We start from the raw sequence: 24823 nt of genomic DNA, 5'->3' as shown, positions 1-24823 counted from the left end.
GGCTTGAGACTATGTGGCTTACTGGTGATGACTTTCGCATCAAGGCTGAAAACTTCGACCTGACAAAGGGGCTGAACATTCTCCGCATCATTTGCGGTGCATTTCTATTCCCACATGTCGCCGGAAAATTCGCGGCGGGCGCGGTGTCCGCAGGGACTGCCGGCTTCTTCGCCAAGGCGGGCTTTCATCCGCCGGAGGTCTGGGTGCTGATCGCCGCCGCCGCCGAAACAGCCGCGGGGGTGGCGCTGGTGCTCGGCATCTGCACACGCTTCGTCGCGCTGGGTGCTGTCGCACTGCTGCTGTTCGCCGTCTATGCGCTACAGGTTGTGAAGGGCTTCGGCTGGACCTGGAATACCGGGGGCTATGAATATCCGGTGTTCTGGGCAATCGCTTCACTGGTTGTCGCCATCGAGGCATGGAAAGAGAAACTGAAGCAGGCGGTCCCGGCGCGCGCCGACGGTGCCGTCAAGCTAGCCTGAATCCCGCACAGGCCAAGAATAGACGAAACATGCCCGGCGGTCGCCAGCGACCGCCGGGCATTTTTACGTAGCCAAGCGACCTCAGCAGACGGCGCTAGCCCGGTCGCAGATGCCGACCTGACGCTCGGCACGATGCCGTCAAAGCACGACACCTCCTGCTATCCATTTTTGATACCAAGCTTGGAGATGGATGCGGCGCGGGCCGTGATCCGCTTGATTTGCTAGCTGGCGACCGATATCAAAATACCGCTTACTATCTCCAGAGAATCCTGACGTTCCAACACAACCTGATTCGCCCGGCCGCGACACGGCTACGCCACAGACAGCCTTGACTGCAGGGGTCCATCGCTATGTCGGTGCGTATCAAATTCATCGTCGCGCTGCTCGTGACCAGCCTCGCCTCGGTGGCCTTGGTCGGCTTGGTTGCGCATCAGCGCTTGATGGAAAAGTTTGAGAACATCGTGCTGACGCGTGCCGCGCAGAACTTCCGTCGCGATGTGGCATCCTATTGGCTCACCTACGGCTCCTGGGACGAGGGGCAGAAGGTGGAGACGTTCCGCCACTTCTCGCAGCGACGCCTGGCGATGATGCGGCAATCGCGCCCGATCGATCCTGAACCCGCTCACCGCTACGCCATCGATTCTGGCGGACCGGCCGAGGCGGCGGCCATTCCACCGTGGTCGGCGACAAGTGCCGACGCCTTGCCGGCCGGTCCGCCCGGTCAGACCCCTGTCAATCGCGGCGAGCCTCCTTTCCGGTTCATCCTGTTCGATCTGGCGGGGCGCGTCCTGAGCACGCAGCACGAACCCGGGCGCGCCATATTGCCTGAGGAACAACGACGGTCGATCCCGGTCGTCGTCGGAGGCAAGATCGTCGCCTTCGCCTCGCCGCTAGGAATCATGAATTTCTCCCCGCGGATCGCTCCTATATCGCCGCAGTTTGGGATGCCAATTCATGGGGTATGGCAGCGGCGGCGCTGATGGCCATCGGTCTCGGATTGCTTATAGGCAACGGTATGAGCAAGTCGCTGCGCCAACTGACTTGTGCGGTCAATGCCATGCAGAACGGGACCCTGGATCAGCAGGTCAACATTACGTCACGCGACGAAGTCGGTGTTCTGGCGCACGCCTTCAACGCCATGAGCCGCGACCTCGCCGCAAGCCACCGCAAGCTGCTGGAACCGCATCTCACGATCAGCCGGCAGGCCGAACAGCTTGCCGAAATGGCTATTCGCGACTCGCTTACCGGACTGCACAACCGTCGTCACTTCGACGACGTTGCGCAGGCGATGTATGACCAGTCGCAAAGATATGGCCATCCCTTCGTGATCGTCCTCGCCGATATCGATCACTTCAAGCGCATCAACGACGGGTTTTCACACGCCACGGGCGACGCCGTGCTGCGCGAGGTCGGGATGTTGTTGTGCCGGCATATCCGTTCGTCGGACATCGTTGCGCGCTATGGCGGCGAGGAATTTGCCTTTGCCTTCCCCGAAAGCACCATCGACGCTGCCGTGGACTGTTGCGAGCGGCTGCGGAACGACATCGCTTCCCATTCCTGGCGGACTATCCACCCCGATCTGGCCGTCACCATGAGCTTCGGCGTCACCGCCGACATGTCCGCCGGTGGCGTGGAGGGTATGATCGCCGCAGCCGACCACCTGCTTTATGCGGCGAAGGTCCAAGGTCGCAATCGGGTGTGCCGGTACGATCGACACGAAGCCCCCGTCGCCGAAGTGACCGCCGAACCGGCGCTGCAAAGTCAATAGGCGTTGCCGCCCTTGTGCTACGGGCGCGGCACCGCGGTCGGCTGCTTCGCCTTTAATTTGGCGAGTGCTTTGCGGATCGGCCCAAACGGGCCGTAGGTGTGCTGCCTTTCGCTGAACCCGTCCGCATAGGGTCCGTAAGGCGCATCCACCGGCTTCTTCGACAGGTCGGGGAAATCCTTGTCGAGCCCGGACTTCACCGGGCGCGGCTGCGAGATCATGTAGGCGGCGAGATCCCAGGCCTGTTCGCCGGTCAGCCGCGGATTCAGATAGTCGGCGCCGTGCGGCATGTTGGAGTGCAGGAAGTTTGCCGCGGTGATCAGCCGCGCCATGCCGGCGCCGTTGTTGAAACTGTCCGGTCCCCACAGCGGCGGCATCATGTAGCCGAGATCGGTGGTCGGCAGGCTGCGGCGGATCCCGGAGCCGTCGGTGTTGTGGCACGACTGGCATTTCTCGACATAGAGCGCATTGCCGCGCACCGGATCGGCAGCGCCCTTCAGCTCCGAGATCGACCCGACGCCCAGCCCCGGCAGGATTTTTCCGGCCGGCACACCGGTGGAGAGAAAGCGGATATAGGCGACGAAGGCCTGCATCTCCGCGCTGTCATTCGGCAAAGCGCGCCCGTTCATGCTGCGCAGCATGCAGGAGTTGACGCGATCCTCGATGGTGATCTCTGCGCCGAGCCGCGCGCTGTATTGCGGAAACAGTTCGAACAGGCCGAAGATCGGCAGACCGAACTTCTTGGTGCCGGCCTGCAGATGGCAATTGCTGCAGGCGAGATTGTTGCCGGCGTAGCGCTTGGCGGGATCGGAGACCTCGGGTCCGATATGGGCGTAGGTCGCGGTGACCAGATCGCGGCCGCGACGCACCAGCCGCCCGTTGTCGTCATCCGGCAAGGCGCCGACTTCCGGTGCGGTCCAGATCAGCGGCGGCGCATTTTGCGCGCGGGCCATGCCGGCGCCGAACAGGCAGGCGGCGATCGCTGCGAGGGCAAGCGAAACACGATGAGACTTGGCAGGAAATGACGGCATCGGCAGCCCGGTTGGAGGAGCTGCATCATGGACCATCCATGCCCGGCGCTGTCAATCAGCCGTCGAGGGCGGCGGCCATCGCCCGCAGTCGATCTGCAGTCGAGGCGTCCGCCGGAAAGAACGTCTCCACCGCAATCTCCGACAGGGTGATATCGAGCGGCGTGCCGAACATCATGGTGGTGGAAATGAAGCTGAGTACGTCGGCGCCGAGCCGCATGATGAACGGCACCGCCACCGTGTCGGCGGCCACCGGCCCGCGGCGCGCCGGCACCGGATAGGCTTTCAACTCCTGGTGCAGCCGGATCAGTTCGGGATCCGCGGTGGCCTCGCACTGGCGGTGCAGCCGCTCCAGCAGATGCGCGCACCAGTCGCCGAGATTGACGGTGCGCGACGCCAGCGCCTCCGGATGAAAGCTGAGCCGCAGCACGTTGAGCGGCTGCCCCAACAGGCGCGGCGCGATGCCCTCCAGCAGCGGCATCACCATGCGGTTGGCCGACACCAGATTCCAGTGCCGGTCGATCGCCAGCGCCGGATTCGGCTCGTGCGCCTTCAATACCAGATCGATCGCCTGCCGCGCGGCCCGCAGCGCCGGATCGTCCAGCGCGCGCTGCGGAAACGCGGGCGCAAAGCCCGCTGCGACCAGCAGCACGTTGCGCTCGCGCAAGGGCACCTCAAGCCGCTCGGCGAGCCGCAGCACCATGTCGCGCGACGGTGCGGCCCGGCCGGTCTCGACGAAGCTAAGGTGGCGGGTGGAGATCTCGGCATCGCCGGCCAGATCGAGCTGGCTGAGCCGGCGGCGCTGCCGCCAGGCGCGCAAGTGCTCGCCGATGCGGGCGGGGCGGGTGGCCGATGCGGCGGTGGCGAATGGCGTTGTCATGGCCAAAAATTAGCACGCGATTTTCGCAGCTTCCATGACCCCGCAGGTAATCGATTTGCCGCCACGGCCGGATCATCTTTGGAGCGTCAACGCTCAACCGAAGGAGACCCCGATGATCATCCCCTCCCCTATGCTTCGTCTCGCACTCCAGGCCGACGCCGCCGCGAGCGGCGCCATGGCGCTGCTGCTGACCTTCGGCGCAAGCATGCTGGCGCCGCTGTTCGGCCTGCCCGAGCCGCTGCTGCTGGAGTCCGGGCTGTTCCTGATCGGCTATGCCGCGCTGGTCGGCTGGCTCGGCAGCCGGGCTACCCTGCCGCAGGCCCTGGTGCTGCTGATCATTATCGGCAACGCGCTGTGGACGCTCGGCAGCATTGCGCTGCTGTTCAGCGGCGCGGTGACGCCGACTTTGCTCGGCAAGGCCTTTATCGCCCTGCAGGCCGCCGCGGTCGGGGTATTCGCCGAACTGCAGTATCTCGGACTGCGGCGCAGCGGCAGCGCGCAAAACGCCTAAGCTGCGGCGCGGGCCTTGCCTGCCTTCTTGGCCTTGGCCGTCGCGGTTGCCGCGGCGGCCTTCTTCTTTCCGGCCTTCGCCTTCACCGCGTGGCCATTGGCGAGCTTTTTAGCCGCGCCGTTCAGCTTGGTCTTGTCCGCCTGCCGGGCTGCCTTCTTCTCAGCCTTGACCTTCAATGCCAGCTTTTCGGCGCGGGCCTCGGCGCGCTTCTTCTTGCGCTTCTTCTCGCAGGAATCGCACTTGCAGCCGATCGGCTTCAGGTATTCCTTGAAGTATTCAGTGCCGTAATCGTAGTTGATTTCCTCGCCCGGCTCGATGTTCTTGATCGCCCGAATGGTGATCTTGAGTTTCCGCGTATTGACGTCGGATTCCGCATTCGGCTTGCAGGCGTGATTGATGTAGCGCGCGATGTTCTTGCGCACGGAGCCATCGACGGTCCAGCGCTTGGTGATCTGGAACAGATACTTGTTCTCGACCGCATCGTCCTTCTTCTTGTTGCAGTCGAGCATCGGACCGAAATAGCGGATGATCTTGCTGCCCTTCTTGATCGGCTGGGTGGCGAACAGGCCGAGGCCAGTCCTGGAGCGACCGACGCGGTAGGGCTTGCTTGAAAGGACGGGCATGATGGACAGGACTGACGCTGCTGGGGACAAGGGGACGATGACGCATGGTTTTAGAGCGATTCCGCCTCCCATGTCAGCCGCTCCGGTGAACCTTCCCCAGCTTGTGACCGTCAAAGGGGCATATTCCCAAGGGATTACTGCCTATGTCACTGCTGCCCGGCCTGCCCCGATCTGCCGCCCTGCTCGGCGTGGCCATCGCCATGTTCGGCGGGGTCTGTGCGCAGGCCCAGACCTTCAGCAGCGCCTATAGCTCGGCATCGGAGAAAGACTGCCGCAAGATCGCGGCGTTCAAGGTCGACGACGATGACTACGCATCCGAACGGGTCTGTGCGGGCCCCAAGGGCCTGGTGGTGCTGAAGCAGGAAGACGATATGCGCGAGACCGTCTCGGTCGGCCGCACCGCCAAGGCTGCGGGGCTGGAGCCTGCCGCCGGACAAGGCTTCGGGCCGTTCAACTCGACCACCGACACCGTCGAATGGCGCCTCAACGCCAAGGGCAAGCCATTCGCCATGATCCTGCGCTGGCACATCGCCGATAATAACGATCCGGACAAGAACGGCCGGCCGCAGACCAAGCAGATGCTGGTGGTGACGCGGCTGCCGCCCGGCGCCGCCTGCCATGTCGCCTATGTGGACGTGACGGCCAATCCCGATGCCAACGATTTGGCACGCAAGGCCGCCGACGAGGGCGCCAAGAAGTTCGATTGCCGCAAGGACAGGGTTGCCGTGCTCGGCAGCCGCGGCCGTGCCATCGAACTGGCGATGCCCCGCTAATGCCGGTCAGTTCCGGTCCGGGAACGGTTGCGCGGAGGTCGCGCTCGGCCCTGATCTCAATCCGGCTTGACCACGGTGATCTTGAGCATCTCGACGAACAGGGCCTCGGCGTCGGTCCCCTCCGGCAGCCGGCTCAGGATGTCGGTCAATCGACCGTCGAGGGCCAGCATGGTGTAGCCGTGGACCAGCGACCAGGCGCGGGCAATCTGCGCCGCCTGCTCGATGGTCAGCGCCTCCGCATCGATATGATCGTCGCGCCGTGCGCCGACCACGCTGGCCAGTCCCGCGAACGATGCATTGGCGGCCTCGCGGAGCGCAGGACGGGTCATGTCGAGCCGTTCGGTACGGAACATCAGCAGATACATGCCGCGATGTTCGCGGGCATAAGCGAGATAGGCCTTGGCACGCGCCAGCGCGCTTTGCAGCGGCGTCGCGCCGGTGGCGCCGGCGGCCACCATGGCGGCGTTGAAACTGCGAAAGCCGATGGCCGCGAGTTCGCTGACCAGCCCGCTGAGATCGCCGAAATGATGAGTCGGAGCAGCGTGCGACACGCCCGCCTCGCGGGCCACGGCGCGCAGCGTCAAGCCTTGCAGGCCGTCGCGTTCGAGCACGATCTCGGCTGCTTTCAGCAACGCCTCCGGCAGATCGCCGTGGTGGTAGCTGTCGCCCGCAGCAGGCGGATTGGTCGCGCCGGCCGACCCACCACCTCGTGTCGGCGCTGCTTTCCTCGCTGAACGGGGCTTTGCAGGAGCTGTGCGGCGGGTGGTCGGTCCGGAGGTCATAGATCCCTTATAAGGCGCCATCTAGACACTGTAAAGATTTTGCTTGACGGCACCCGGGACGCCGTTCTAGTGTATCTTTACATTGTAAAGATAACTCGGCGGAAACTGCCATGACCTTGCTCCTGAACCTCATCCGCAAACTGACGACCGGCTTCGTTTCAACCCTCGCCTTCTTCGCGGCCTTCGCCGTGGCCGGCGACGTTGTGGTTGCGGCAGGTATCGCCGTCACCGGCGCCATCGTGCAATTTGTTCTCGCCATGACCGCACAGAACCGGCCTGGCGTGGTCGGGTGGACGGCAAGCCTCGCGAGCCTGACCGTTGTGGTCGCCCTGACCGGTGCGACTCTGGCCGGCGAAACCGCCGCCGCGTCGCAGTGGTCACCCACCTCCGTCAGCTGTACCACGCAGCATTGCGCCTGCCAGAAGGCGCTTGCAATCTGACGTTACGGTTGCCGACAATCGTCCTGATCACTACGCTTCACTCGACGAACAAAGCGTCCGAAGGACCGCAGATGGCCAACGTCTTCCGCCAGCTCTTTGTCGATTTCTTTTCGGCTATCGTGTTCCTGGCCGTCTATGCCGTCACCGGCGACGTGCTGATCGCGACAGGCGTGGCCATCGCGGGCAGCATCGCGCAGTTCGTTCATGCCCGCCTCACCGGCAAAAAGCTCGAATTTATGACTTATGCGATCCTGGCCGTGGTCGTCGTGCTGGGCTGCGCAACACTTCTGACCAGCGATCCGCGCTTCGTGCTGATGAAGCCGAGCATCGGGCATTTCGCCGTCGGTCTGGTGATGTTGCAGCGCGGCTGGATGCTGCGCTATCTGCCGCCGATCGTCACCGACAACATTCCCGAATACGCCAACGCGGCCGGCTACGCCTGGGCCGCGCTGATGTTTGCGCTCGGCATCGGCAACATCGCAATCGCGATGACCGGGGACATCAAGCTGTGGGCGTTCTATATTTCAGTGGTTGCCATCGGCGCCAAGATCGTCGCCTTCGCCATCCAGTACGTCGTATTCCGCGTCATCATTGCGCGCCGCCTGCGGGCTGCCGCAACACGCGCCTGATTGCTCTCACCTACCGCCGTCAGCGCAGGCGATTCGGCGTCAGAGAAAATTGTAGAAGATGATTCCGTTGATTGCGCTTGCCGTGGCCAGCAGCGCCACCAGCATCGCATTTATCCTCAGAGCATGGGTCATTGTGAGCGGCTTTCGAGATCGCAGGGATCTCGAGTGCCCCAGTTGAACAGGATGCGCGCGGCCGTCACCGCTTTTCTTTTTCGCAGTCACCCTTGCGAGTCCCGGCAGAATCGAGTCCCGGAACCTTCGCTCGGGCAACCTCGATCGGTGAATGACAAGCCACCGTCGCCCCATCACATCGCAACAGTTCAAGGACAGGCAGTTACGCCCCGATCTCGATCGTCCAACCCGGACATGGAAGGGCCTTTGGTCGGGCTGGCATAACAGCCCGACCCCACGTAATAATTGCGTCACAGATTGAGCAACAATCCCATGCTGATGCATCGGTTACGATGATATTGACCATTTCGATTGCGGTCGCCGTCGGCGCCCTTTGGCTGGCAGAGCGCAGCTTCGCGCATCTCGGGTTTGCGATCGCGGCACTGTGCTTCAATGCGGCGCTGATCCTGCTCGTTGTCGCAGACCTCGAACGTGCGATCCTGCTCAGCGCAATTCTGACGATCGCCATCTTCGGCGCATCGCGCGTCAAGTATAGTCACAGCGGTTTGAAATTGATCGTGACGGATTTTCCGCTGATGTTTGCGGGCACCGTGCCGTTCTTCGTGATTCAGTATCCGCTTGCGGTCGCAGCGGTGATCGCGGGTGGCATTGGGTTCGTACTCGCCGCCGGCGCGGCTTCGCTCTACGTCACCGGGACGCCAGTGTCGTTCGAACTTCGCGTTCTCATCGTCGCCGTTGCCTTCGTCGCCCTGGCGGCAACTTATCGGATCAGCGGCGGGCCCGGCGCGTTTCAGCGCATCGCAGCCCAGCCGCGTTGTTTCTTCTCGACCTTCATCGCGTCGCTGCTCGATCCGTTTTCCTGGCGGCCGGTCGGCGGGCTGGCGCTGATCGACATCGCCAGCGAGCAGCTGCCCCTGATGCCGCCTGCCGCGGCGCGTTCGCCCGATAGTCCCGACATCATCGTCATCCAGCATGAGTCGATCTTCGATCCCCGCATCTACGGGCTGCCGGTCGAGCCCCTTGTCGAGGGATTTCTGTCGCCCCCTGCTGGCCGCTCGGGACATCTCAACGTCGACATTTTCGGCGGCGGATCGTGGCAATCCGAATTCAGCCTGCTCACTGGCCTTTCCAGCGCGAGCTTCGGCTCGAACGCCTATTTTCTTTTCAAGCGGGGTGTCGGCCGGTTCAAAAACACCCTGCCGCATGCGCTCGCCGCACTCGGCTACAAGACGACGCTGACATCGAGCTGCCGTCGCAGCTTTCTCAACTATGACGAATTCTATTCCGCCATCGGCATGGGCGAACGGATCTTCACCGACGATCTTCCAGCGCCGTTCGACGTCGACCGCTTCGAAACGACCAACTCCGATGCGATGTTTCTCGACGCCGCCGTTGCGGCGCATGCACAGCGCATCGCAGGCGACGCCGCGCCGCAGTTTCTGTATCTGCTGACCAACTTCAACCACGGCCCTCACAGCCGCCGGCTGGTCGCGCCCGGGCAATTCGAGGGCGAACGCGCCTTCGCCACCGCCAGTCTTCCCGATACGCAGTATGCGGAGTACTACGCCCGCCTTGCGGAAACGGCCGCGACCTGGAGCAAGCTCAAGACAGAACTGGCAGCCCGATTTCCCGAACGCCCCATGCTGATTGTCCATTACGGCGACCATCAGCCTGTGATGACACGGCGGATCGAGGCAAAGCTCCGGCTAGCGGCCGACCCGCGACGCCAGTTTCGCACCTTCTACGCCATCGAGAGCTTGAACGATCGGTCAGGTCGCCTCGCCGCTGGCCGCGGCCCCGACCTCGACATCGCCTTTCTCGGAACCGTGGCCCTGCAGCACGCGGGTCTGCCGCTCGACGAGGTCTTTGCCACGCGCGCCAGCCTGCTTGCACATTGCGGCCAGGCCTATTTTGCGTCGCCGTCTGAACGAAAACGCCAATTTCACCGGACGCTGGTCGCGCGCGGCATCATCGATCTCGCGTGAGGACCGCGATTGTCGTCGTTTCACGCCATCGAACCTGACGGCGCACCGGGCGACATATGGGCATGACCCGGTTTGCCATTCTCCTGACTTGCATCACCCTCGCAGCAGCCGCGCACGCGCAGCCGGCGCCGCCGACCACGCCCGAATGGTTCGCCAGCGCCGCTGCGAGGCTGCCCGCCGGTTACGTCGCCGGCCAGGTGTTCCATATTGATAAGGCAAACGCGGAATCGCCCGTCGCCTACCTCGCCGCCTATCCCGCCGACGCCAACAAGCCAACCACGGCGGCCAGCGCGTTCGAGCCCGGCGACATGCTGGTGGCGACGTTGGCACGCGTCGATGGGCGCCTCGCCGCCGTGACCGGCGAGCTTCGCCCGCGCGATCCCGGTCTGACCGGCAACATCCCGCGCGAGAACAGCGCCGCGCGCACCGAGGCAGACTATCGCGTGCTGCACGCCGAATTGCTGACGCGGCGCAGCGATTTGCCGGCAGGCGTCATGCCGTGCGACCTGCGGGCCTGGACAGCCGATACCGATCGCCGGGGCCTCAACGTCCGCGCGCAGCCGGACGCCAGGTCCACCGTGCTAGGCACGCTGCCGGCGCCGTACAAGTTCAAGAGCAAGGGCGAGAACGTCCCCGACGGCGGCTGGCTGACGGAGTTCACCATCCTCGGCTTCAAGGATGGCTGGTTCCTGATCGAGGGCGCAACGCCGCCGGGCAAGGACTACGAGGACCCGCGCGTCTATCCGCGCAACCACCCCAGGCCCTATGCCGGCCGCGGCTGGGTCGCGGCGAACAAGGTCGGCGCCAACTATGCCAATGGCGACACCCGCATGGGCGGGCTGTTTCAGGCGCCGCACATCGACGCGCAATGGCTGCCGGCGACCGGCGATGGCGGCAGCCCCATCAGCGCCGATGGCGGTCCCAAGAAGCTGCTCGCCTGCAGCGGCTTCTGGGCGCTGGTGCAAAGCTATGACGGCGTCCGCGGCTGGTGGCGGCGGCTGTGCTCAAGCCAGGTGACCAACTGCAGTTGAGACAGGCCCTCCGTCATTGCGGGAGGGCTCGCTATCAGCCGAGGTTCAGCTCCTTGAAGAAGTCGTTGCCCTTGTCGTCGATGATGATGAATGCCGGGAAATCCTCGACCTCGATGCGCCAGATCGCTTCCATGCCAAGCTCGGGATATTCCACCACCTCGACCTTCTTGATGCAGTGCTCGGCGAGATCTCGCCGCGGAGCCGCCGATCGAGCCGAGATAGAAGCCGCCGTGCTTCTTGCAGGCCTCGCGCACCGCCACGGCGCGGTTGCCCTTGGCCACCATCACCATCGAGCCGCCCGCCGCCTGGAACAGGTCAACGAAGGAGTCCATGCGGCCGGCGGTGGTCGGGCCGAACGCACCGGAGGCGTAGCCGTCGGGCGTCTTAGCCGGGCCGGCATAGTACACCGGATGGTTCTTGAAGTAGTCGGGCAGCGGCTCGCCCTTTTCCAGGCGCTCGCGCAGCTTGGCGTGCGCCGAGTCGCGCGCCACGATCATGGTGCCGGTGAGCGACAGCCGGGTCTTGGTCGGATACTTCGACAACGTCGACAGGATATCCTTCATCGGCTGGTTGAGGTCGATCTTGACGACGTCGCCGCCGAGCGCCTCTTCCACCGCCGGAAGGTACTTCGCCGGATTGTGCTCGAGTTCCTCTAGATAGACGCCGTCCTTGGTGATCTTGCCGAGCACCTGGCGGTCCGCAGAGCACGACACGCCGAGCCCGATCGGCAACGACGCGCCGTGGCGCGGCAGCCGGATGACGCGCACGTCGTGGCAGAAATACTTGCCGCCGAACTGCGCGCCGACGCCGGAAGCCTGCGTCATCTTGAGGATTTCCTGCTCCATCTCCAGATCGCGGAACGCGTTGCCGTTCTCCGATCCCGTGGTCGGCAGTGCGTCGAGATAGCGGGCGGAAGCCAGCTTCACCGTCTTCATGCACAACTCGGCCGAGGTGCCGCCGATCACGATCGCCAGATGGTACGGCGGGCACGCGGCAGTGCCGAGCGTCATGATCTTCTCTTTCAGATAGGCCAGCATGCGGTCCTTCGTCAGCACCGAGGGCGTCGCCTGAAACAGGAAGCTCTTGTTGGCGCTGCCGCCGCCCTTGGCCATGAACATAAACTTGTAGGCGTCATCGCCCTCGGCATAGATCTCGCACTGCGCCGGCATGTTGTTGGCGGTGTTCTTTTCCTCGTACATCGACAGCGGTGCCACCTGCGAATAGCGCAGGTTGCGGCGCAGATAGGCGTCGCGGGCGCCCTCCGAGAGCGCGGCCTCGTCGTCGCCATCGGACAGCACGTTCGAGCCCTTCTTGCCCATGATGATGGCGGTGCCGGTGTCCTGGCACATGGGCAGCACGCCGCCAGCGGCGATGTTGGCGTTCTTCAGGAAGTCGAAGGCCACGAACTTGTCGTTCGGGCTGGCCTCGGAGTCGTCGAGGATGTTGCGCAGCTGCTGCAGATGGCCCGGCCGCAGGTAGTGGTTGATGTCGCCGAACGCCGCTTCGGACAGCGCCCGGAGCGCCTCGCGCGACACCACCAGCATGTCCTTGCCCAGCACCTTCTCGACCCGCACGCCCTCCGTGGTGATCTTGCGGTAGGGCGTGGTGTCCGGCCCCAGCGGAAACAGCGGCGTGTGCTTGTAGGGCGGGACGGCTTTCGGGGTCGGGATGGCGATGGGGGCGTTCATGGGGATGCCTCGAAGGGACGGGTTTTCGGGTCTTGTAGGCGCTTTTCTCCACGTTTTGAAGCGCTCAAAACTAGGGGGCAGTTTTGAGGATTTGGTGCCACAGGGCGGCGTTTGGGACGCGTCACTCGCGATCGCGATCCTGTGCGGTGTGGAATATCGCGGCTATGACGATCCGATCGCGCTTCTGGTCAATCTCATAGACCAGTACGTAGGGTAGCCGCGGAACCACCCACTCCCGCGTGCCCGGAAAGCGGCCGGGATGCCCCATTGAAGGAATACGGTCAACATTTCAGCGCTGCTGAAAAGCCGGTCCATGACGAGTTCTGCGGTTATCCGGCTATCCTGTGCAAGCCATACAAAAATGCTGTCGAGGTCGGCGGCGGCTCGTTCATCGAAAACGAGCTTCATGTCGCGGGATCAGGAACGAAGCCGCGCGATGCGTTCGCGCACTTGTTCGAGGCTCAGGAGTTTTCGGTCGGTGTCGGCGATGCGACGCCCCACCTCGGCTACCTGCGCGTCGGTCAACTGGACTTCGCGCCGGTGCTTGACGTATTCGAGAAGCGCACCGGCGGCGGCATCCTGCTCGCCATCCGGCAATTGTTCGATCTGCCGCAGGGCAAGTTCGAGAAGCTTGGTCATGGCAGCAGCTTATCATATGGCGCAACGTATTCCACCATCTTGCGCCGGACCCTCGCGCAGGGTTTGATGGCACCCGGGGGTACCATGATCAAAACATCCGCACTTCTTCCGTCGCTCGCTTTGCTTGCCTTCTTTTCCGCCTCGCCGGCCCGCGCCGACCGTTGCGACGATCTCGCCCGCCAGCTGAAGAGCCAGATCGACGGCCTCAGCGTCGGGCGTACCGCCGCCAACGTGATCTACCTCTCGCATCCCGCAGCGAAACAGATCCGGCTCGGCTGCGCCAGCCGCAGCGTCAGCAATGAACTGTTTGCCGAAGCCGACAGCCGCAAGCCGCAGCCGGCGTTCTTCGATCTGGTGGCCGGCGCCGCGGCCATCGTCTTCACGATTCCAAAAGCCGACACGCTGAAAGGTGCCACGCGCTGTATCGGCCGCATGGGGCTGTTGCGCGGCGACGACGTCGCCACACGCTTCCGCCGCCTCAACATGCGCTGCACCCGCAGCAAGACCGCCGCCGCCATTTCCATCTCGCGCGGCAAGGACGAGTAATCGGTAGCTCACTACGGGCTTTCACCGGCATTTTAACGACCACGACGGCCCGCTGTTTACCATCGCCGCGAAATGACCGCCTGAGATCCAAGTTGACCGAACACATTCATGACTCGTTGTTTCCGTGGGGCCAAGGTCGGCCGATACGAACCGGAAAACGAGGATTGGATTGATGAGCAGTATTTCAAGCGTCACCACGTCGCCGCCGCTGGCTCCCCCGCAGCCGGTAGAAGCCAAGGCGCCGGATGTGGTGCGGGACGTGAAAGCGGACAACGATCGCGACGACGCGCGCACCAACCCGCCGACCCCGCCGGCCCCTTTGCCGCCTGGCCAGGGCACGCGGATCGACCAGATCGCCTGATCGCGACGGCGCCTCCGGCGTCGCACAAAACGACAACGGCCTCGCCCGCTCGGGTTGAGGCCGTTGTCGCGTCGGCGCCTGCATTCAGCGATCCAGCGCCTTGTAGTGCCTGAAGATGCCGTCTTCGTTGAAGGCGATGCGGCGCTCACTTGAGAGGTAGGCCTTGATATTCGGGCGCGTCGCGACGCGGTCATGCAGCGCGATCAAGGCGGGAATCTCCCGCTCGAAGCGCTTCATCCGCTTCGGAAACGCATAGCGCATGCCCTCGACGATCTGGAACAGCGACAGGTCGGCGTAGCTGAGCTTCCGCCCGGTGAGATATGCCCCGCCGCTGCTCTTCAACACCCGCTCGAAGTAACCGAGATATTTCGGCACCCGTTGCTTGAGGAAATCCGCCGCGCGTTGCTTTGCCGGCCCTTTCTGGTCCTCATAATACAGCGAGGTCGCGATCGGATGATGGGTATCGTGCACTTCGGCAACGAAGTCCGTGACCGTCAGCTGCAACTGATGCACCCAGAGCCGGCCGGCCTCCGTCTTCGGTGCCAGGCCATGGCGCGACCCGAGATAGAGCAGGATATTGGCGGTCTGGCCGATCACCAGCCTGCCGCTTTTGAGGAAGGGCGGCGCGAAGGGCGGCGTGCCGCCCTTCGCCTCCATCATCTTCATCATCGCCGCCGTGCCGCCCTTGCCGCGGGCGACGTCGCTGTAGTCAGCGCCGGCCTCTTCCAGCGCCAGACGGACGTATTCGCCGCGGCCCTGGATAGTCGGCCAGTAGTACAGTTCGTAAGCCATGCAGAACCTCTTCGCGTCTGATCCGAGATTAACGGATCTCGCGCGTCGATGGTTCGTTTCATGGCTACGGCGCGCACGTCAATTCGTGGCGAAACAGTACAGCAACCCATCGCCGCCGGTGCTCTTCAGGTCGGCCTGGGAGCAGCCGCCATCGGGACCGCGCGACGGATGCGAGGTGTTCCAGGACTTCGCCGGCGGTTCATCGTTGAGGCCGGTGCGGTCGGCATGGCCAAGCATGGCGGAGCCCTGGGTGCTGCTCGTCCAGTTCTTGCAGGTACGGTCCTCGGTGCCGGCAAACGCGGTGCCGTCGGCTTGCGATCCGGTCAGGATGTCATGGCGGTTCGGCGTGTCGCCGCGTCCGTTGATGACCTCGCCCTTTTCGCTCAGGGCGGTCTGTTTGGACAGATTGTTGGCGCCATGCAATTCGGCGACGTCCTTGGCGATCACGACGCCTTTGGCATTTTTCCATGGTCCAGCGCCGATGCGATCGCGCGCGTTGATCGCCGGCTTGCCGTCGGCAGCCTGGGTCGACAGATAAGCGCGCCACGTCCTGGCGCCCGCGCCAGCGGCCTGCGCCAGCGTCTGGCACTGGTTGTCGGCACCGGCGAGACCGCCGAGATTGCCGCCATTGCCGATGCCCATGCTGGTGACAAAGAAGCTGGTGTCGGCGCCTTGCGCCACAGCAGGCTTCCCGGCGGCAAGACTGACTGCAAGGGCGCCGGCGCACAGGCCAAGGCGCGAGATCGTCATAAAGCGTGCAGGCATCGTATCCTCCCATGATTTTTATGAATGCTGAATTGACTCAGCATTGCCACTGATCAACACGGCGGTCGGCGGATTATTCCCGGCTTGCCGGGAATCAGAATTTGAATCCGTGCAAAGAAAAAGGCGCCGCGAAAAACCGCGACGCCTTCCTCAACTTGATGATGCAGAACCTCAGGCCTGCTGGATCGCCGACAGCTCCCAGTTCGAACCTTTCGGCCGCACGAAGGTCCAGACTTCGGTGGCTTCGGTGGGCGTCTCGCTGCCGGCAACGAGGCGGTTGGTACCGCGCTCGAGCGTCTTGTCGATCAGCGTAAAGCGCATCGCAACGGAAGCGTAGTCGGTGTCGCCTTCGCGCCAGGATTCGGCAAGATCGCCCTGCAGCAACTTCACGTTCGACACCTTGTTGATGTCGTTCTTCGCCTTGTTCTCTTCGAGATCCTTGGTGAAGTACGACACCATTTCGGGGGTCGCCAGCGTGTGCAACCTGGCCACGTCCTCGTCCGACCAGGCAGCCTGAATATCGCTCAGGAGCTTTTCGAACGCTTCATAGTCGGCCGGGACGATTTCGAGCGGCGCCGCATTGGCGCCGATGCCGAAACCGGTGCCGGTACGATAGCTGGTCTGGGCGCCCGGGCCGACGTCAGGTCCAGCCGCCGGGCCGGCATAGGCCGACGCGGTCTGGTTGCGACGCTGCCACCACGACATGGCCAGACGGACGACGATGATCACCAGGCCGACCTGCAGCAGCAAGCCGATGATCGACGAGATACCGCCGAGGCCCGAGAACATACCACCACCGAACAGCATGCCGAGCAGGCCGGCGCCGAGGAAGCCGGCGGCCAGACCGCCGAGCATTCCCATACCGGGCCGGTTGAAGAAACCGCCCTTGGCGGCTGCGCCTGCGGCAGGTGCGGTGTTCATGCCGGGCGAGCCCGGCTGGGTCATGGTGCGGTTGAACGGCTGAGCCGCGTTGGGCGCCGTGGAGGTGCTGGGCGGCGCGGAGAAGGTGCGCGTGCCGCGTGAGCCCGAGCTGCTGCCGCCGCCGACGCGAGCGTCGGCCGACGAGAGTGCGAGCATCAACGGCATTGCCACCGACAGGACGACGGCCATCATCTTGACGAGGCCGCGCGTACGTATGGTGAAGTTCATGGCTATTCCCTCAATCCCCGGCAGGGGGAAGCGTGACTAACATGGCGACGCCAGCCTAAAAAGGAAGCACCCATGGGGCGAAATCGCTGCGGCTCTAGGTCGCGGCCCAGGCGGGCTGGTCGCGATCATTGTTGCCGCACCGCAGTAGCCGATATGTGGCGAACAGTATACGGCCGCGGAATCGCCGCCGGCGGCCGGGGCCGCCGATCATCTCACGCCCATTTGCCGCGGACCCTCTGGTAGGCCGGTTCGTGGGGATAGAGGTCGCTTACGCGGGAGCTGTCGCGAGAGCGGTATTGCGCAGCGACGACCGGGAGCGGGCGCGCCGGCAGGTGCGCCGTGTAGCGCAGGGCAAGATCCCAGTCGGTCAGCCGTTCGAGCGACTCATCGAACCCGCCGTAACGAGCGAACAATGTGCGCCGGTGCGCGACAGTGTTCAGATCGATGAAATTCTGCCGCAACAGAATGTCGCGGTTGAAGGGCTCGAACACCAATGCGCCGCCCGCGTCGCCGTGGTGTCGCGTGAGGAGCGCTCCGTACATGAAATCGGTCTCCGGTTCTGCAGCAAACGCGGCGGCAACCGCGGTCAAAAAGTTCGGCAGCGCGACGTTGTCGCTGTCCAGATAGGCAATGATGCCGCCGCGGGCGGCGGCCAGTGCGCGATTGCGCGCACTCGACTGGCCGCGGTGTGGCTGCGTGATAGAGACGACACGACCGTCGTGCAGATACGGTGCAAGAATCTCGTGAGTCATGTCGGTGCTGCCATCATCGACCACGATCAATTCCCAATTCTGGAAGTGTTGGGCAACGATGCTCCGGATAGCATCTTCGATGCAGTGCGCGGTTATACGTCGGCATGATCACGGAGATCGCAGGTGCATCGCTTGTCGCGTCGAGCTTAGGCCGTGTTGTGCAGCTGTGATCGAATATCTCGACGAGGCCCCTCTCGAGTAATTCCAGCTTTGTGGCAAAGCGTTCGCTTTGCTGCTGGAGACGAAGATACTCATCCTTGAACACCAGAAGACACATGTACTTGAACAGGCACGGGAACAGCTTTCCGATTGTCACGCGATAGATCGCGCGAAGCAGCCGGATCAGGCTTATACCCATTGCAATGGCTCCAGACATATCGAAAGCGCGCGCAGTCCGACACGAACCCACGACACTGGACGTGCCCAAGGCCTCCGCCTCCCGCGACAATACTTTGACGTTTTGGTTGCTCTGAATTGCTGGAACATGAAGAAGCTGTAATGAGCGCGCCACGCTTGCCGCCATGCAGCAGACCGTCGCTCCCGCCATCGATCGCCCCGGACCGCTGCTATCCGTCAGTCTCGGACGCGCAGCAACGGGAGGCCTGCCGAGCTTGAACTAGCTCGGCCCCATGGTTTCCTTCACCTTGGCAATCAACGCGCTGAGCGCGAACGGCTTCGCCAGGAAGGCGAACTGTTCGTTCTCCGGCAGGCTCTTCTCGAACGCCTCTTCGGCATAGCCCGAGACGAAGATGATCTTGAGGTTGGGATTGCGGGCGCGCATTTCCTTGAGCAGCGTCGGCCCGTCCATCTCCGGCATCACCACGTCGGACACCACCAGATCGACCGCCCCGTCCTGTTCCTCCAGCACTTCCATGGCCTCGATGCCGTTGGAGGCTTCGACCACGGTATAGCCGCGCGAGCGCAATCCACGGGCATTGAGCGAGCGCAGCCCTCCTCGTCTTCGACCAGCAGGATGGTGCCCTGCCCGGTGAGATCGGCATCGCGCGGCTTGGTCTCGGCCGGCGCTTCCTTGGCCGCTGGAGCGATCGGCGTGGGCTCGGGCGCAACTTCCTTTTCCTGATGATGGCGCGGCAGGAAGATCCGGAACGTGGTGCCCCTGTTGGCTTCGGAGTCCACGTAGATGAAGCCGCCGGTCTGCTTGACGATCCCGTAGACCGTCGAGAGCCCGAGGCCGGTGCCCTTGCCGACTTCCTTGGTCGAGAAGAACGGTTCGAAGATCTTGTCGACGATATCGGCGGGAATACCGGTCCCGGTGTCGCTGACGTCGATGCGGACGTAGTCCGAGGGCGGCATGCCCTTGTAGGACAGGCGCTCGATCTCCTGCACCGGGACGTTCACGGTGCGCACCGTCAGCGTGCCGCCGTCAGGCATCGCGTCGCGCGCATTGACCGCAAGGTTGACGATGACCTGCTCGAACTGGGAGACGTCGACCTTCACCGGCCACAGGTCGCGGCCATGCACCAGATCGAGCTTGACCTTCTCGCCGATCAGGCGGCGCAGCAGCATGGTGAGATCGGAGAGCGCGTCGCCGAGATGCAGCACCTGCGGCCGTAGCGTCTGGCGGCGCGAGAATGCCAGCAGCTGCCGCACCAGCGTCGCGGCGCGCGTGGCATTCTGCTTGATCTGCATGATGTCCTGGAACGACGGGTCGGTCGGCTTGTGCGCGTTCAGCAGGAAGTCGTTGGCCATCATGATGGCCGACAGCACGTTGTTGAAGTCATGGGCAATGCCGCCGGCAAGTTGGCCGACCATGTCCATCTTCTGTGACTGGTTGATCTGGTTTTCCAGCGTGCGCCGCTCGGTGGTCTCCAGCATGTAGACGATGGCGGCTTCGGTCTCGCGCTCGTCTTCCTCGACGGCGGTGACGAAGAACTGGCCCCAACGCTCCTTGGCACCTTCCAGCAGCGCTTCCACCGGCGGGATATCGCCCTGCCCTTCGGCGGCGTGGCCGATAGCCGAGATCAACAGGCTGCGGTCGCGATCGCTGACCGCGGCGAGGATCGACTTGTTGACCGCGCCCGACGCGCTCAGGCTCTGCGCCAGCTTGGCGAAGCGGGCATTGCCGCGCACCACCGTGCCCGCGCGATCCACCGTCGCGATCGCCATCGGCGTGTGGTCGAAGAAGCGCATGAAGCGCACCTCGGCGGCGCGCTGCGGATCCGAGCGTTCGTCGCGGGCGCGGCTGATCACCAGCGTGCGCGAGGCGCCGGCCACGCCGTCAGCGCCGAAGGCCAGCTTGTGATAGAGCCGCACCGGCATGGTCTTGCCGTTGCGCATCCGCAGGTCGATGTCGAACACTTCGGTTTTGACTTCGCCGGGCACCGGCACGATCGAGGTCAACAGCGAGGCGCCGTCGCCGGACACGATGTCGGTGAGCTTCAATCCGCCGGAGCCGATTTCCGCCAGATCGTGGTCGAGCCAATTGGCCAGCGTAGCGTTGACATACACCAGCTCGCCCTTGGGATTGACCGAGAAGAAACCGCACGGCGCGTGATCGAGATATTCGATGGCGTGCTGCAGTTCCTGGAAGACGTCTTCCTGGCGTTCGCGGTCGCGGGTGATGTCGGCAATGCTCCATACGGCGGACCGCGCTTCGCGCTTGCTGGCGCCGAGTGCACGGACCCGCATCCGCAGCCAGCGGCCATGGGTTCCGTCGCCGGTGGTGACGCGCACCTCCTCCTGCTGCCGCTTGCCCTCGCGGGCCGCCTTGAGCAGCCGGAACACCGCCTCGGAGACGTCGGGATTGCCGATGAAGACCCGCTCCACCGGACGGGCATCCTGCACCGAGGTGGCCCCGGTGAGGGCCAGATAGGCGGCGTTAGCGTAAACGACGTGGCCGCGTGCATCGGTCACCGCAATGCCGTCGAAGGCGTGATCGGTCACCGAGCGCATCATCGGATCGTCGGCGGAGCGGTCTGCGAAGCGGACGATCCCGGCCGCAAAGGCGAACAGCGTGAACAGCCCGACCATCGCCAGCAGGGCCAGCGTTCCCAGAATGTAGGGCTGCGCCTGGGTGCGCCCGAGCGTCATGAAGGCCACCGCCGCGGCGATGATGGCGCCGGCGATCAGGAGCACCAGCAGGATGCTGCCGCTGCGCCGGGCCGGCTCCTGCGTCGTCATCGACGTGTGCGGGAGATCGTGGTCAGTCTCGGCGGTCATCGGACGATTTGCGGCCTGTTGAATGGGTTGCAGCACGCCAGCGCGCGCTCTCCTGAGTGCCTCAATCGGACCGGCAAGCGCAAGCGCCACATGGGGTCATTTGCCGCCAATCCCCTCATTTGCGGCCCAGACGGGCACGAATCCGGCCAATATCGTCCCGTCACGTCCGGCGCCCGGACAGGCCGCGCTTCAGACCCATGACATAGCCGATGATTTCGGCGACGGCATGGTAGTGCTCCACGGGGATTTCCTCGTCGATTTTCACCACTGCGTAGAGCGCCCGCGCCAGCGGCACGTTCTCGACGATCGGGATGTCGTGGACGCCGGCGATCTCCCTGATCTTGAGCGCCACGGCATCGACGCCCTTGGCCACGCAGATCGGCGCGGTCATGCCGCGTTCGTAGGACAGGGCCACGGCGTAGTGGGTCGGGTTGGTGATGATCACCGATGCCTTGGGCACCGCGGCCATCATGCGCTTCTTCATCCGCTGATGGCGAAGCTGGCGGATCTTGCCCTTGATGTGGGGATCGCCTTCCGACTGCTTGTGTTCGTCCTTGACCTCCTGCAGCGACATCTTCTGCTTTTCGTACCAGGTGCGGTACTGGAAGAAGAAGTCGGCGATGGCGATCGCCGTCAGCATCACAACCACGGCCCCCATCAGCTGCAGCGCCAGCGTTATGGTCACGCCCATGATCACCGCGGGGTCGAGCCGGATCATGGCGTCCATGCGATGACGCTCCGGCCACAGCACCGCGCACATCACCGCGCCGAGCGCGATCAGCTTGAACAGTCCTTTGAGGAAGGTGGCCCCCGCCTGCTTGCCGAAGATGCGTTTGAACCCGGCCATCGGCGACAGCTTGCTGAATTTCGGCGTCAGGGACTCGGCCGACCACACGAAGCGATGCTGGATCAGGTTGCCGGCCAGCGCCGACACGATCAGGAACAGGAACGGCATGGCGAGGGCCACAAACACCGCCAGGCACAGGCTCTGCGCCAGTTGCAGCAGGCCCGGCCCGTCGGTCCTGATCATCCAGGAATTGGCGATCAGGTTGCGCATCGGCATTTCCAGGCCGGTGCCGATCGAGCCGCCGAACGACGACAGCACCAGCGTGGCGCCGCCCATCAGGAACCAGGTATTGACCTCTTGGCTTTTGGCGACATCGCCGCGCTGGTGAGCGTCGTCGAGCCGCTTTTGCGTAGGGTCCTGTGTTTTCTCTGAGTCGCTGTCGTCAGACATCGTTCATGCTTTCAGGGACGTGACGTTCAGGTGAGCGGCATCATCTGGTGCAGGACACCGACAAAGTAGTCGAGATAGGTGCCCATGATCGTCGACAGCACCGCCGCGAAGATCATCAGACCGACCATGATCGAGAGCGGTACGCCGACGAAATAGACCTGCATCTGCGGCATCAGCTTTGCCAGCACGCCGAGCCCCATGTTGAACACCAGGCCAAACACGAGGAACGGCGCCGACAGCTGAATGCCGATCTTGAAGGCCGCGGAGAAGGCCCGGGTGGCGAGGGCGGCGACGTCGCCTGACGGCATCACCTCACCCGGCGAGAAGATCTTGTAGCTGTCATTCAGCGCGGCGATCACCAGATGGTGGCTGTCGGTGGCGAAAAGCATGCTGATGCCAAGCAGGGTCAGGAAATTGCCCACCAGCACGCCCTGCTGACCCTGGGTCGGATCGATCGAGCTGACGAAGCCGAGGCCGAGCTGCTGGGCGATGACCATGCCCGCGACCTGCAGCGCCGACAGCGTCACCCGCGCCGTGGCACCCAGCACGATACCGATGATGATTTCCTGCAGCATCAGAACCAGCAGCGGCACCATGGACCCCATGTCGACGCGAAAATCAGCTTGGTGCAGCGGCAGGATGACAAGGGTCAGCGCCAGCGCGATCGACAGCTTGGCGCGCACCGGGATATTGGCCTCGCCAAGCCCCGGCATCAGCATCACCATCGCGCCGACGCGAGCGAACACCAGCATGAAAGCGGCGGCGAGCGCGGGCAGAAGCGAGACGTCGATTCGCATGGGGGCTCGAACAGGTGCATCAGCCACCGATGATTCGGGACGATATGCGCATCATATAGCTTTGCAGCGCATCCGACATGAACGGAAGCGCCAGGATCAGGGTGGCAAAGATGGCCAGGATCTTTGGCACGAACACCAGCGTCTGCTCCTGGATCTGGGTCAACGCCTGCACCAGCGACACCACGACGCCGACCACCAGGCCGACCACCATCAGCGGCGACGAGACGATCACGATGGTCCAGACAGCGTCGCGCGCGAGGTCGAGGGTTTCAGCGCCAGTCATTGGGATATTCCTTGCATCACTCGGTCGTCACGGTGGGAGCGCGTCTTCGCGCGTCTCGAACCATGAGATGTGTCGCCCATCCTTCGAGACGCGGCCAAGCGGCCGCTCCTCAGGATGAGGCAGAGCTAGATCGACATCTTCATGATGTCTTCGTAGGACTGGATGACCCGATCGCGCACCGACACCAGGGTCGATACCGCGACGTCGGTCTCGGCCACCGCGGTCACCACATCCATGACATTGGCCTTGCCCGAGGCCATCGCCATGGCCTGATGGTCGGACTTGCGGCCGGCGTCCATAACGCTGCCGATGGCATCCTTGAGCATCGCGCCGAACGATTGACCGCCGCTGTCAGCGGTCTTGCCGACTCCCATGCCGGCGCTGCCGGCGGAGTCCATGATGCGGGCGAGGCTTGCATAGGCGTTGCTTGCGACTGTCGGTGATACCATGGCTCAGGTTTCCTGTTCAGGCCTTGAGAATATCGAGCGTGCGCTGGATCATCCGGCGGGTCGCGCTGATGATGTTGAGGTTCGCCTCGTAGGACCGCTGCGCTTCCCGCATGTCGGTCATTTCAATCAACGGATTGACGTTGGGATATTTGACGTTGCCGGCGGCGTCGGCGGATGGATTGCTGGGCTCGTACTTCATGCGGAAGGCCGAGTTGTCGGGCCGGACGCGGCCCATCGACACCACCTTGGCATCCAGCGTGCGGTCCAATTCGGAGACGAAGGTCGGCACCTTGCGACGATACGGATCGCCGCCCGCCGTCGCCGAGGTCGATTCTGCGTTGGCGATGTTCTCCGAGATGACCCGCATGCGTCCGGCCTGGGCGCGCAGGCCGGACGTCGCGATGCCCATCGATCTGGCGAAGTCGCTGCTGTTGTCGGTCATGGCGTGAGCTTCCTGGGATCCTTGCTACGGTCCTTGACCATCAGCGTTTGCCGATGGCGGTTTTCAGCAGGCCGAGGCTGCGGGTGTAGAGCGAGGTCGCCGCCGCGTAGTCCATCTGGTTGGCGGACACCTTGAGCATTTCGTCCTCGATATTGACGGCATTGCTGGAGGGCCGGGTCTCGTAACCGCGGGGGCGCCCCGCCCCGAAGCTGCTGCTGGCCCCGGCCGGGATGATGTTGGTGCCGTCGGCACGCATCATCGGGAGAGCGCCCATGCCGCCGCCTACATTGTTGCCGGCGTTATCGAATTTGGGTTCCACGAGGTCGCGCGGCTTGAAATTCGGCGTATCCGAATTGGAGATGTTCTCCGCGAGCACGCGCTGGCGCTCCTGATGCCACTGCATCTTGGTGCGCAACGCCGCCAACTCGGGTAGATCGCTGATGGCCATCGGCTGCTCTCCCTGTGATCTCCGGGCGCCGGCCCCTGAGGTAGGCAGAATTTGCCGTCCTCATGGTTAACGTTCGGTTAATTTGAGCCGCGGATGTGTCCCGAAACGGCATAGGGAGCTGCAAAACATCGGCTCGGCGGACCGACCAACGCTTTTTCGCCCGAATTGGTGCGTTAACCATGGCCCGAGCCGAACGACCGGGCGCCAGAAGTCGTTTTGGCTGGGGCGATTCATAGT

At 63.8% G+C, this 24823-nt stretch carries 27 protein-coding genes and 3 pseudogenes; 11 read left to right on the top strand and 19 right to left on the bottom strand.

From position 1 onward, the window contains the following. Positions 1 to 11 precede the first annotated feature (11 nt). The 3 genes from ONR75_RS12545 (at position 12) to ONR75_RS12535 (ending at position 2247) form a co-directional block, all read left to right on the top strand. Positions 12 to 479 (top strand): DoxX family protein, encoded by a 468-nt coding sequence (locus ONR75_RS12545; protein WP_265082879.1) that lies wholly within the window; start codon positions 12 to 14, stop codon positions 477 to 479. 350 nt (positions 480 to 829) lie between these two features. Further along, entirely contained in the window at positions 830 to 1459 is a 630-nt protein-coding gene (locus tag ONR75_RS12540) for a hypothetical protein (protein WP_265082878.1), read from the top strand. Further along, on the top strand, positions 1459 to 2247 hold the full coding sequence (locus tag ONR75_RS12535) for a GGDEF domain-containing protein (RefSeq protein WP_265082877.1): 789 nt from the start codon (positions 1459 to 1461) through the stop codon (positions 2245 to 2247). Before ONR75_RS12540 ends, ONR75_RS12535 begins: the two co-directional genes overlap by 1 nt. A gap of 17 nt (positions 2248 to 2264) precedes the next feature. Here ONR75_RS12535 and ONR75_RS12530 read toward each other — a convergent pair whose 3' ends face one another. Together ONR75_RS12530 and ONR75_RS12525 are read right to left on the bottom strand one after the other, a co-directional pair. Further along, positions 2265 to 3275 carry a c-type cytochrome gene (locus ONR75_RS12530; protein WP_265082876.1) on the bottom strand — a complete coding sequence of 337 codons (1011 nt, stop codon included), beginning with the start codon at positions 3273 to 3275 and terminating at the stop codon, positions 2265 to 2267. Positions 3276 to 3330: 55 nt separating this feature from the next. Next, positions 3331 to 4152 (bottom strand): helix-turn-helix domain-containing protein, encoded by an 822-nt coding sequence (locus ONR75_RS12525; protein WP_265082875.1) that lies wholly within the window; start codon positions 4150 to 4152, stop codon positions 3331 to 3333. A 112-nt stretch (positions 4153 to 4264) separates the two neighbouring features. On the opposite strand from ONR75_RS12525, the gene ONR75_RS12520 reads away from it, so the two are divergent. After that, complete coding sequence (locus ONR75_RS12520; protein WP_265082874.1) at positions 4265 to 4663, top strand: hypothetical protein; 399 nt, start codon at positions 4265 to 4267, stop codon at positions 4661 to 4663. Between the two features lie 2 nt (positions 4664 to 4665). On the opposite strand, the pseudogene ONR75_RS12515 reads toward ONR75_RS12520, so the two are convergent. After that, positions 4666 to 5286: pseudogene (locus tag ONR75_RS12515) on the bottom strand (SET domain-containing protein); the annotation flags it as partial. Positions 5287 to 5429: 143 nt separating this feature from the next. Here ONR75_RS12515 and ONR75_RS12510 point away from each other — a divergent pair. Continuing rightward, a complete protein-coding gene (locus tag ONR75_RS12510; RefSeq protein ID WP_413776464.1) occupies positions 5430 to 6059 on the top strand; it encodes a hypothetical protein in 630 nt (209 codons plus the stop codon). Positions 6060 to 6115: 56 nt separating this feature from the next. On the opposite strand, the gene ONR75_RS12505 is transcribed toward ONR75_RS12510, so the two are convergent. Further along, complete coding sequence (locus tag ONR75_RS12505) at positions 6116 to 6841, bottom strand: TetR/AcrR family transcriptional regulator (RefSeq protein WP_265082872.1); 726 nt, start codon at positions 6839 to 6841, stop codon at positions 6116 to 6118. A gap of 110 nt (positions 6842 to 6951) precedes the next feature. Here ONR75_RS12505 and ONR75_RS12500 point away from each other — a divergent pair, with 110 nt between their 5' ends. The 4 genes from ONR75_RS12500 to ONR75_RS12485 all read left to right on the top strand — a co-directional run bounded on the left by ONR75_RS12500 (position 6952) and on the right by ONR75_RS12485 (position 11058). Further along, a complete protein-coding gene (locus ONR75_RS12500) occupies positions 6952 to 7281 on the top strand; it encodes a hypothetical protein (RefSeq protein WP_265082871.1) in 330 nt (109 codons plus the stop codon). Positions 7282 to 7352: 71 nt separating this feature from the next. Continuing rightward, positions 7353 to 7910, top strand: a complete 558-nt coding sequence (locus ONR75_RS12495; RefSeq protein ID WP_265082870.1) for an inner membrane-spanning protein YciB — start codon at positions 7353 to 7355, stop codon at positions 7908 to 7910. Positions 7911 to 8374: 464 nt separating this feature from the next. Continuing rightward, entirely contained in the window at positions 8375 to 10027 is a 1653-nt protein-coding gene (locus tag ONR75_RS12490) for a sulfatase-like hydrolase/transferase (protein ID WP_265082869.1), read from the top strand. 62 nt (positions 10028 to 10089) lie between these two features. Next, the gene (locus ONR75_RS12485) at positions 10090 to 11058 is read left to right on the top strand and encodes an SH3 domain-containing protein (protein ID WP_265082868.1); all 969 of its coding nucleotides are present in this window, start codon (positions 10090 to 10092) and stop codon (positions 11056 to 11058) included. A 34-nt stretch (positions 11059 to 11092) separates the two neighbouring features. Here the strand turns inward: ONR75_RS12485 and ONR75_RS12480 are convergent. The 3 genes and pseudogenes from ONR75_RS12480 to ONR75_RS12470 form a co-directional block, all read right to left on the bottom strand. After that, positions 11093 to 12746 (bottom strand): annotated as a pseudogene (locus ONR75_RS12480) (fumarate hydratase). A gap of 121 nt (positions 12747 to 12867) precedes the next feature. After that, positions 12868 to 13014 carry a type II toxin-antitoxin system RelE/ParE family toxin gene (locus ONR75_RS12475; RefSeq protein WP_265082867.1) on the bottom strand — a complete coding sequence of 49 codons (147 nt, stop codon included), beginning with the start codon at positions 13012 to 13014 and terminating at the stop codon, positions 12868 to 12870. Positions 13015 to 13163: 149 nt separating this feature from the next. After that, positions 13164 to 13385, bottom strand: a complete 222-nt coding sequence (locus ONR75_RS12470) for a hypothetical protein (protein WP_265082866.1) — start codon at positions 13383 to 13385, stop codon at positions 13164 to 13166. A gap of 84 nt (positions 13386 to 13469) precedes the next feature. On the opposite strand from ONR75_RS12470, the gene ONR75_RS12465 reads away from it, so the two are divergent. Both ONR75_RS12465 and ONR75_RS12460 read left to right on the top strand, forming a co-directional pair. Further along, entirely contained in the window at positions 13470 to 13931 is a 462-nt protein-coding gene (locus tag ONR75_RS12465; protein ID WP_265082865.1) for a hypothetical protein, read from the top strand. Between the two features lie 172 nt (positions 13932 to 14103). Beyond that, a complete protein-coding gene (locus tag ONR75_RS12460; protein WP_265082864.1) occupies positions 14104 to 14292 on the top strand; it encodes a hypothetical protein in 189 nt (62 codons plus the stop codon). A gap of 84 nt (positions 14293 to 14376) precedes the next feature. On the opposite strand, the gene ONR75_RS12455 is transcribed toward ONR75_RS12460, so the two are convergent. From ONR75_RS12455 to flgB, 12 genes and pseudogenes are all read right to left on the bottom strand, one after another. Continuing rightward, the gene (locus ONR75_RS12455; protein WP_265082863.1) at positions 14377 to 15084 is read right to left on the bottom strand and encodes a glutathione S-transferase; all 708 of its coding nucleotides are present in this window, start codon (positions 15082 to 15084) and stop codon (positions 14377 to 14379) included. A 78-nt stretch (positions 15085 to 15162) separates the two neighbouring features. Further along, positions 15163 to 15834 (bottom strand): lectin, encoded by a 672-nt coding sequence (locus tag ONR75_RS12450; RefSeq protein ID WP_265083635.1) that lies wholly within the window; start codon positions 15832 to 15834, stop codon positions 15163 to 15165. A gap of 186 nt (positions 15835 to 16020) precedes the next feature. Beyond that, on the bottom strand, positions 16021 to 16998 hold the full coding sequence (locus tag ONR75_RS12445) for a Tim44 domain-containing protein (protein WP_265082862.1): 978 nt from the start codon (positions 16996 to 16998) through the stop codon (positions 16021 to 16023). 212 nt (positions 16999 to 17210) lie between these two features. Further along, on the bottom strand, positions 17211 to 17810 hold the full coding sequence (locus ONR75_RS12440; RefSeq protein ID WP_413776514.1) for a glycosyltransferase: 600 nt from the start codon (positions 17808 to 17810) through the stop codon (positions 17211 to 17213). Beyond that, a complete protein-coding gene (locus tag ONR75_RS12435) occupies positions 17764 to 18297 on the bottom strand; it encodes a hypothetical protein (protein WP_265082860.1) in 534 nt (177 codons plus the stop codon). Before ONR75_RS12435 ends, ONR75_RS12440 begins: the two co-directional genes overlap by 47 nt. 69 nt (positions 18298 to 18366) lie before the next feature. Further along, positions 18367 to 20930 (bottom strand): annotated as a pseudogene (gene cckA, locus ONR75_RS12430) (cell cycle histidine kinase CckA). A 160-nt stretch (positions 20931 to 21090) separates the two neighbouring features. Next, positions 21091 to 22167, bottom strand: a complete 1077-nt coding sequence (flhB, locus tag ONR75_RS12425; RefSeq protein WP_265082859.1) for a flagellar biosynthesis protein FlhB — start codon at positions 22165 to 22167, stop codon at positions 21091 to 21093. 26 nt (positions 22168 to 22193) lie between these two features. Then, positions 22194 to 22964, bottom strand: a complete 771-nt coding sequence (gene fliR / locus ONR75_RS12420) for a flagellar biosynthetic protein FliR (protein ID WP_265082858.1) — start codon at positions 22962 to 22964, stop codon at positions 22194 to 22196. 19 nt (positions 22965 to 22983) lie between these two features. After that, positions 22984 to 23247 (bottom strand): flagellar biosynthesis protein FliQ, encoded by a 264-nt coding sequence (gene fliQ / locus ONR75_RS12415; protein ID WP_265082857.1) that lies wholly within the window; start codon positions 23245 to 23247, stop codon positions 22984 to 22986. Between the two features lie 125 nt (positions 23248 to 23372). After that, the gene (fliE, locus tag ONR75_RS12410) at positions 23373 to 23696 is read right to left on the bottom strand and encodes a flagellar hook-basal body complex protein FliE (RefSeq protein WP_265082856.1); all 324 of its coding nucleotides are present in this window, start codon (positions 23694 to 23696) and stop codon (positions 23373 to 23375) included. 16 nt (positions 23697 to 23712) lie between these two features. Then, on the bottom strand, positions 23713 to 24138 hold the full coding sequence (flgC, locus tag ONR75_RS12405) for a flagellar basal body rod protein FlgC (RefSeq protein ID WP_265082855.1): 426 nt from the start codon (positions 24136 to 24138) through the stop codon (positions 23713 to 23715). A 40-nt stretch (positions 24139 to 24178) separates the two neighbouring features. Continuing rightward, positions 24179 to 24586, bottom strand: coding sequence for a flagellar basal body rod protein FlgB (gene flgB, locus ONR75_RS12400; RefSeq protein WP_265082854.1), 408 nt, complete (start codon positions 24584 to 24586; stop codon positions 24179 to 24181). Between the last annotated feature and the right edge of the window lie 237 nt (positions 24587 to 24823).

It is taken from the genome of Rhodopseudomonas sp. P2A-2r (genome assembly GCF_026015985.1).
Taxonomy (GTDB): Bacteria; Pseudomonadota; Alphaproteobacteria; order Rhizobiales; family Xanthobacteraceae; genus Tardiphaga.
Note: the sequence above shows the minus strand (reverse complement) of the source record. Positions and strands in the feature narration are given on the sequence as shown.

Bases quoted from the DNA above. Each gene is read 5' to 3' on its own strand.
- ONR75_RS12545 (WP_265082879.1), top strand. From the start codon at position 12: ATGTGGCTTACTGGTGATGACTTTCGCATCAAGGCTGAAAACTTCGAC.
- ONR75_RS12540 (WP_265082878.1), top strand. From the start codon at position 830: ATGTCGGTGCGTATCAAATTCATCGTCGCGCTGCTCGTGACCAGCCTC.
- ONR75_RS12535 (WP_265082877.1), top strand. From the start codon at position 1,459: ATGGCCATCGGTCTCGGATTGCTTATAGGCAACGGTATGAGCAAGTCG.
- ONR75_RS12530 (WP_265082876.1), bottom strand. From the start codon at position 3,275: ATGCCGTCATTTCCTGCCAAGTCTCATCGTGTTTCGCTTGCCCTCGCA.
- ONR75_RS12525 (WP_265082875.1), bottom strand. From the start codon at position 4,152: ATGACAACGCCATTCGCCACCGCCGCATCGGCCACCCGCCCCGCCCGC.
- ONR75_RS12520 (WP_265082874.1), top strand. From the start codon at position 4,265: ATGATCATCCCCTCCCCTATGCTTCGTCTCGCACTCCAGGCCGACGCC.
- ONR75_RS12510 (WP_413776464.1), top strand. From the start codon at position 5,430: ATGTCACTGCTGCCCGGCCTGCCCCGATCTGCCGCCCTGCTCGGCGTG.
- ONR75_RS12505 (WP_265082872.1), bottom strand. From the start codon at position 6,841: ATGACCTCCGGACCGACCACCCGCCGCACAGCTCCTGCAAAGCCCCGT.
- ONR75_RS12500 (WP_265082871.1), top strand. From the start codon at position 6,952: ATGACCTTGCTCCTGAACCTCATCCGCAAACTGACGACCGGCTTCGTT.
- ONR75_RS12495 (WP_265082870.1), top strand. From the start codon at position 7,353: ATGGCCAACGTCTTCCGCCAGCTCTTTGTCGATTTCTTTTCGGCTATC.
- ONR75_RS12490 (WP_265082869.1), top strand. From the start codon at position 8,375: ATGATATTGACCATTTCGATTGCGGTCGCCGTCGGCGCCCTTTGGCTG.
- ONR75_RS12485 (WP_265082868.1), top strand. From the start codon at position 10,090: ATGACCCGGTTTGCCATTCTCCTGACTTGCATCACCCTCGCAGCAGCC.
- ONR75_RS12475 (WP_265082867.1), bottom strand. From the start codon at position 13,014: ATGGGGCATCCCGGCCGCTTTCCGGGCACGCGGGAGTGGGTGGTTCCG.
- ONR75_RS12470 (WP_265082866.1), bottom strand. From the start codon at position 13,385: ATGACCAAGCTTCTCGAACTTGCCCTGCGGCAGATCGAACAATTGCCG.
- ONR75_RS12465 (WP_265082865.1), top strand. From the start codon at position 13,470: ATGATCAAAACATCCGCACTTCTTCCGTCGCTCGCTTTGCTTGCCTTC.
- ONR75_RS12460 (WP_265082864.1), top strand. From the start codon at position 14,104: ATGAGCAGTATTTCAAGCGTCACCACGTCGCCGCCGCTGGCTCCCCCG.
- ONR75_RS12455 (WP_265082863.1), bottom strand. From the start codon at position 15,084: ATGGCTTACGAACTGTACTACTGGCCGACTATCCAGGGCCGCGGCGAA.
- ONR75_RS12450 (WP_265083635.1), bottom strand. From the start codon at position 15,834: ATGACGATCTCGCGCCTTGGCCTGTGCGCCGGCGCCCTTGCAGTCAGT.
- ONR75_RS12445 (WP_265082862.1), bottom strand. From the start codon at position 16,998: ATGAACTTCACCATACGTACGCGCGGCCTCGTCAAGATGATGGCCGTC.
- ONR75_RS12435 (WP_265082860.1), bottom strand. From the start codon at position 18,297: ATGGCGGGAGCGACGGTCTGCTGCATGGCGGCAAGCGTGGCGCGCTCA.
- flhB (WP_265082859.1), bottom strand. From the start codon at position 22,167: ATGTCTGACGACAGCGACTCAGAGAAAACACAGGACCCTACGCAAAAG.
- fliR (WP_265082858.1), bottom strand. From the start codon at position 22,964: ATGCGAATCGACGTCTCGCTTCTGCCCGCGCTCGCCGCCGCTTTCATG.
- fliQ (WP_265082857.1), bottom strand. From the start codon at position 23,247: ATGACTGGCGCTGAAACCCTCGACCTCGCGCGCGACGCTGTCTGGACC.
- fliE (WP_265082856.1), bottom strand. From the start codon at position 23,696: ATGGTATCACCGACAGTCGCAAGCAACGCCTATGCAAGCCTCGCCCGC.
- flgC (WP_265082855.1), bottom strand. From the start codon at position 24,138: ATGACCGACAACAGCAGCGACTTCGCCAGATCGATGGGCATCGCGACG.
- flgB (WP_265082854.1), bottom strand. From the start codon at position 24,586: ATGGCCATCAGCGATCTACCCGAGTTGGCGGCGTTGCGCACCAAGATG.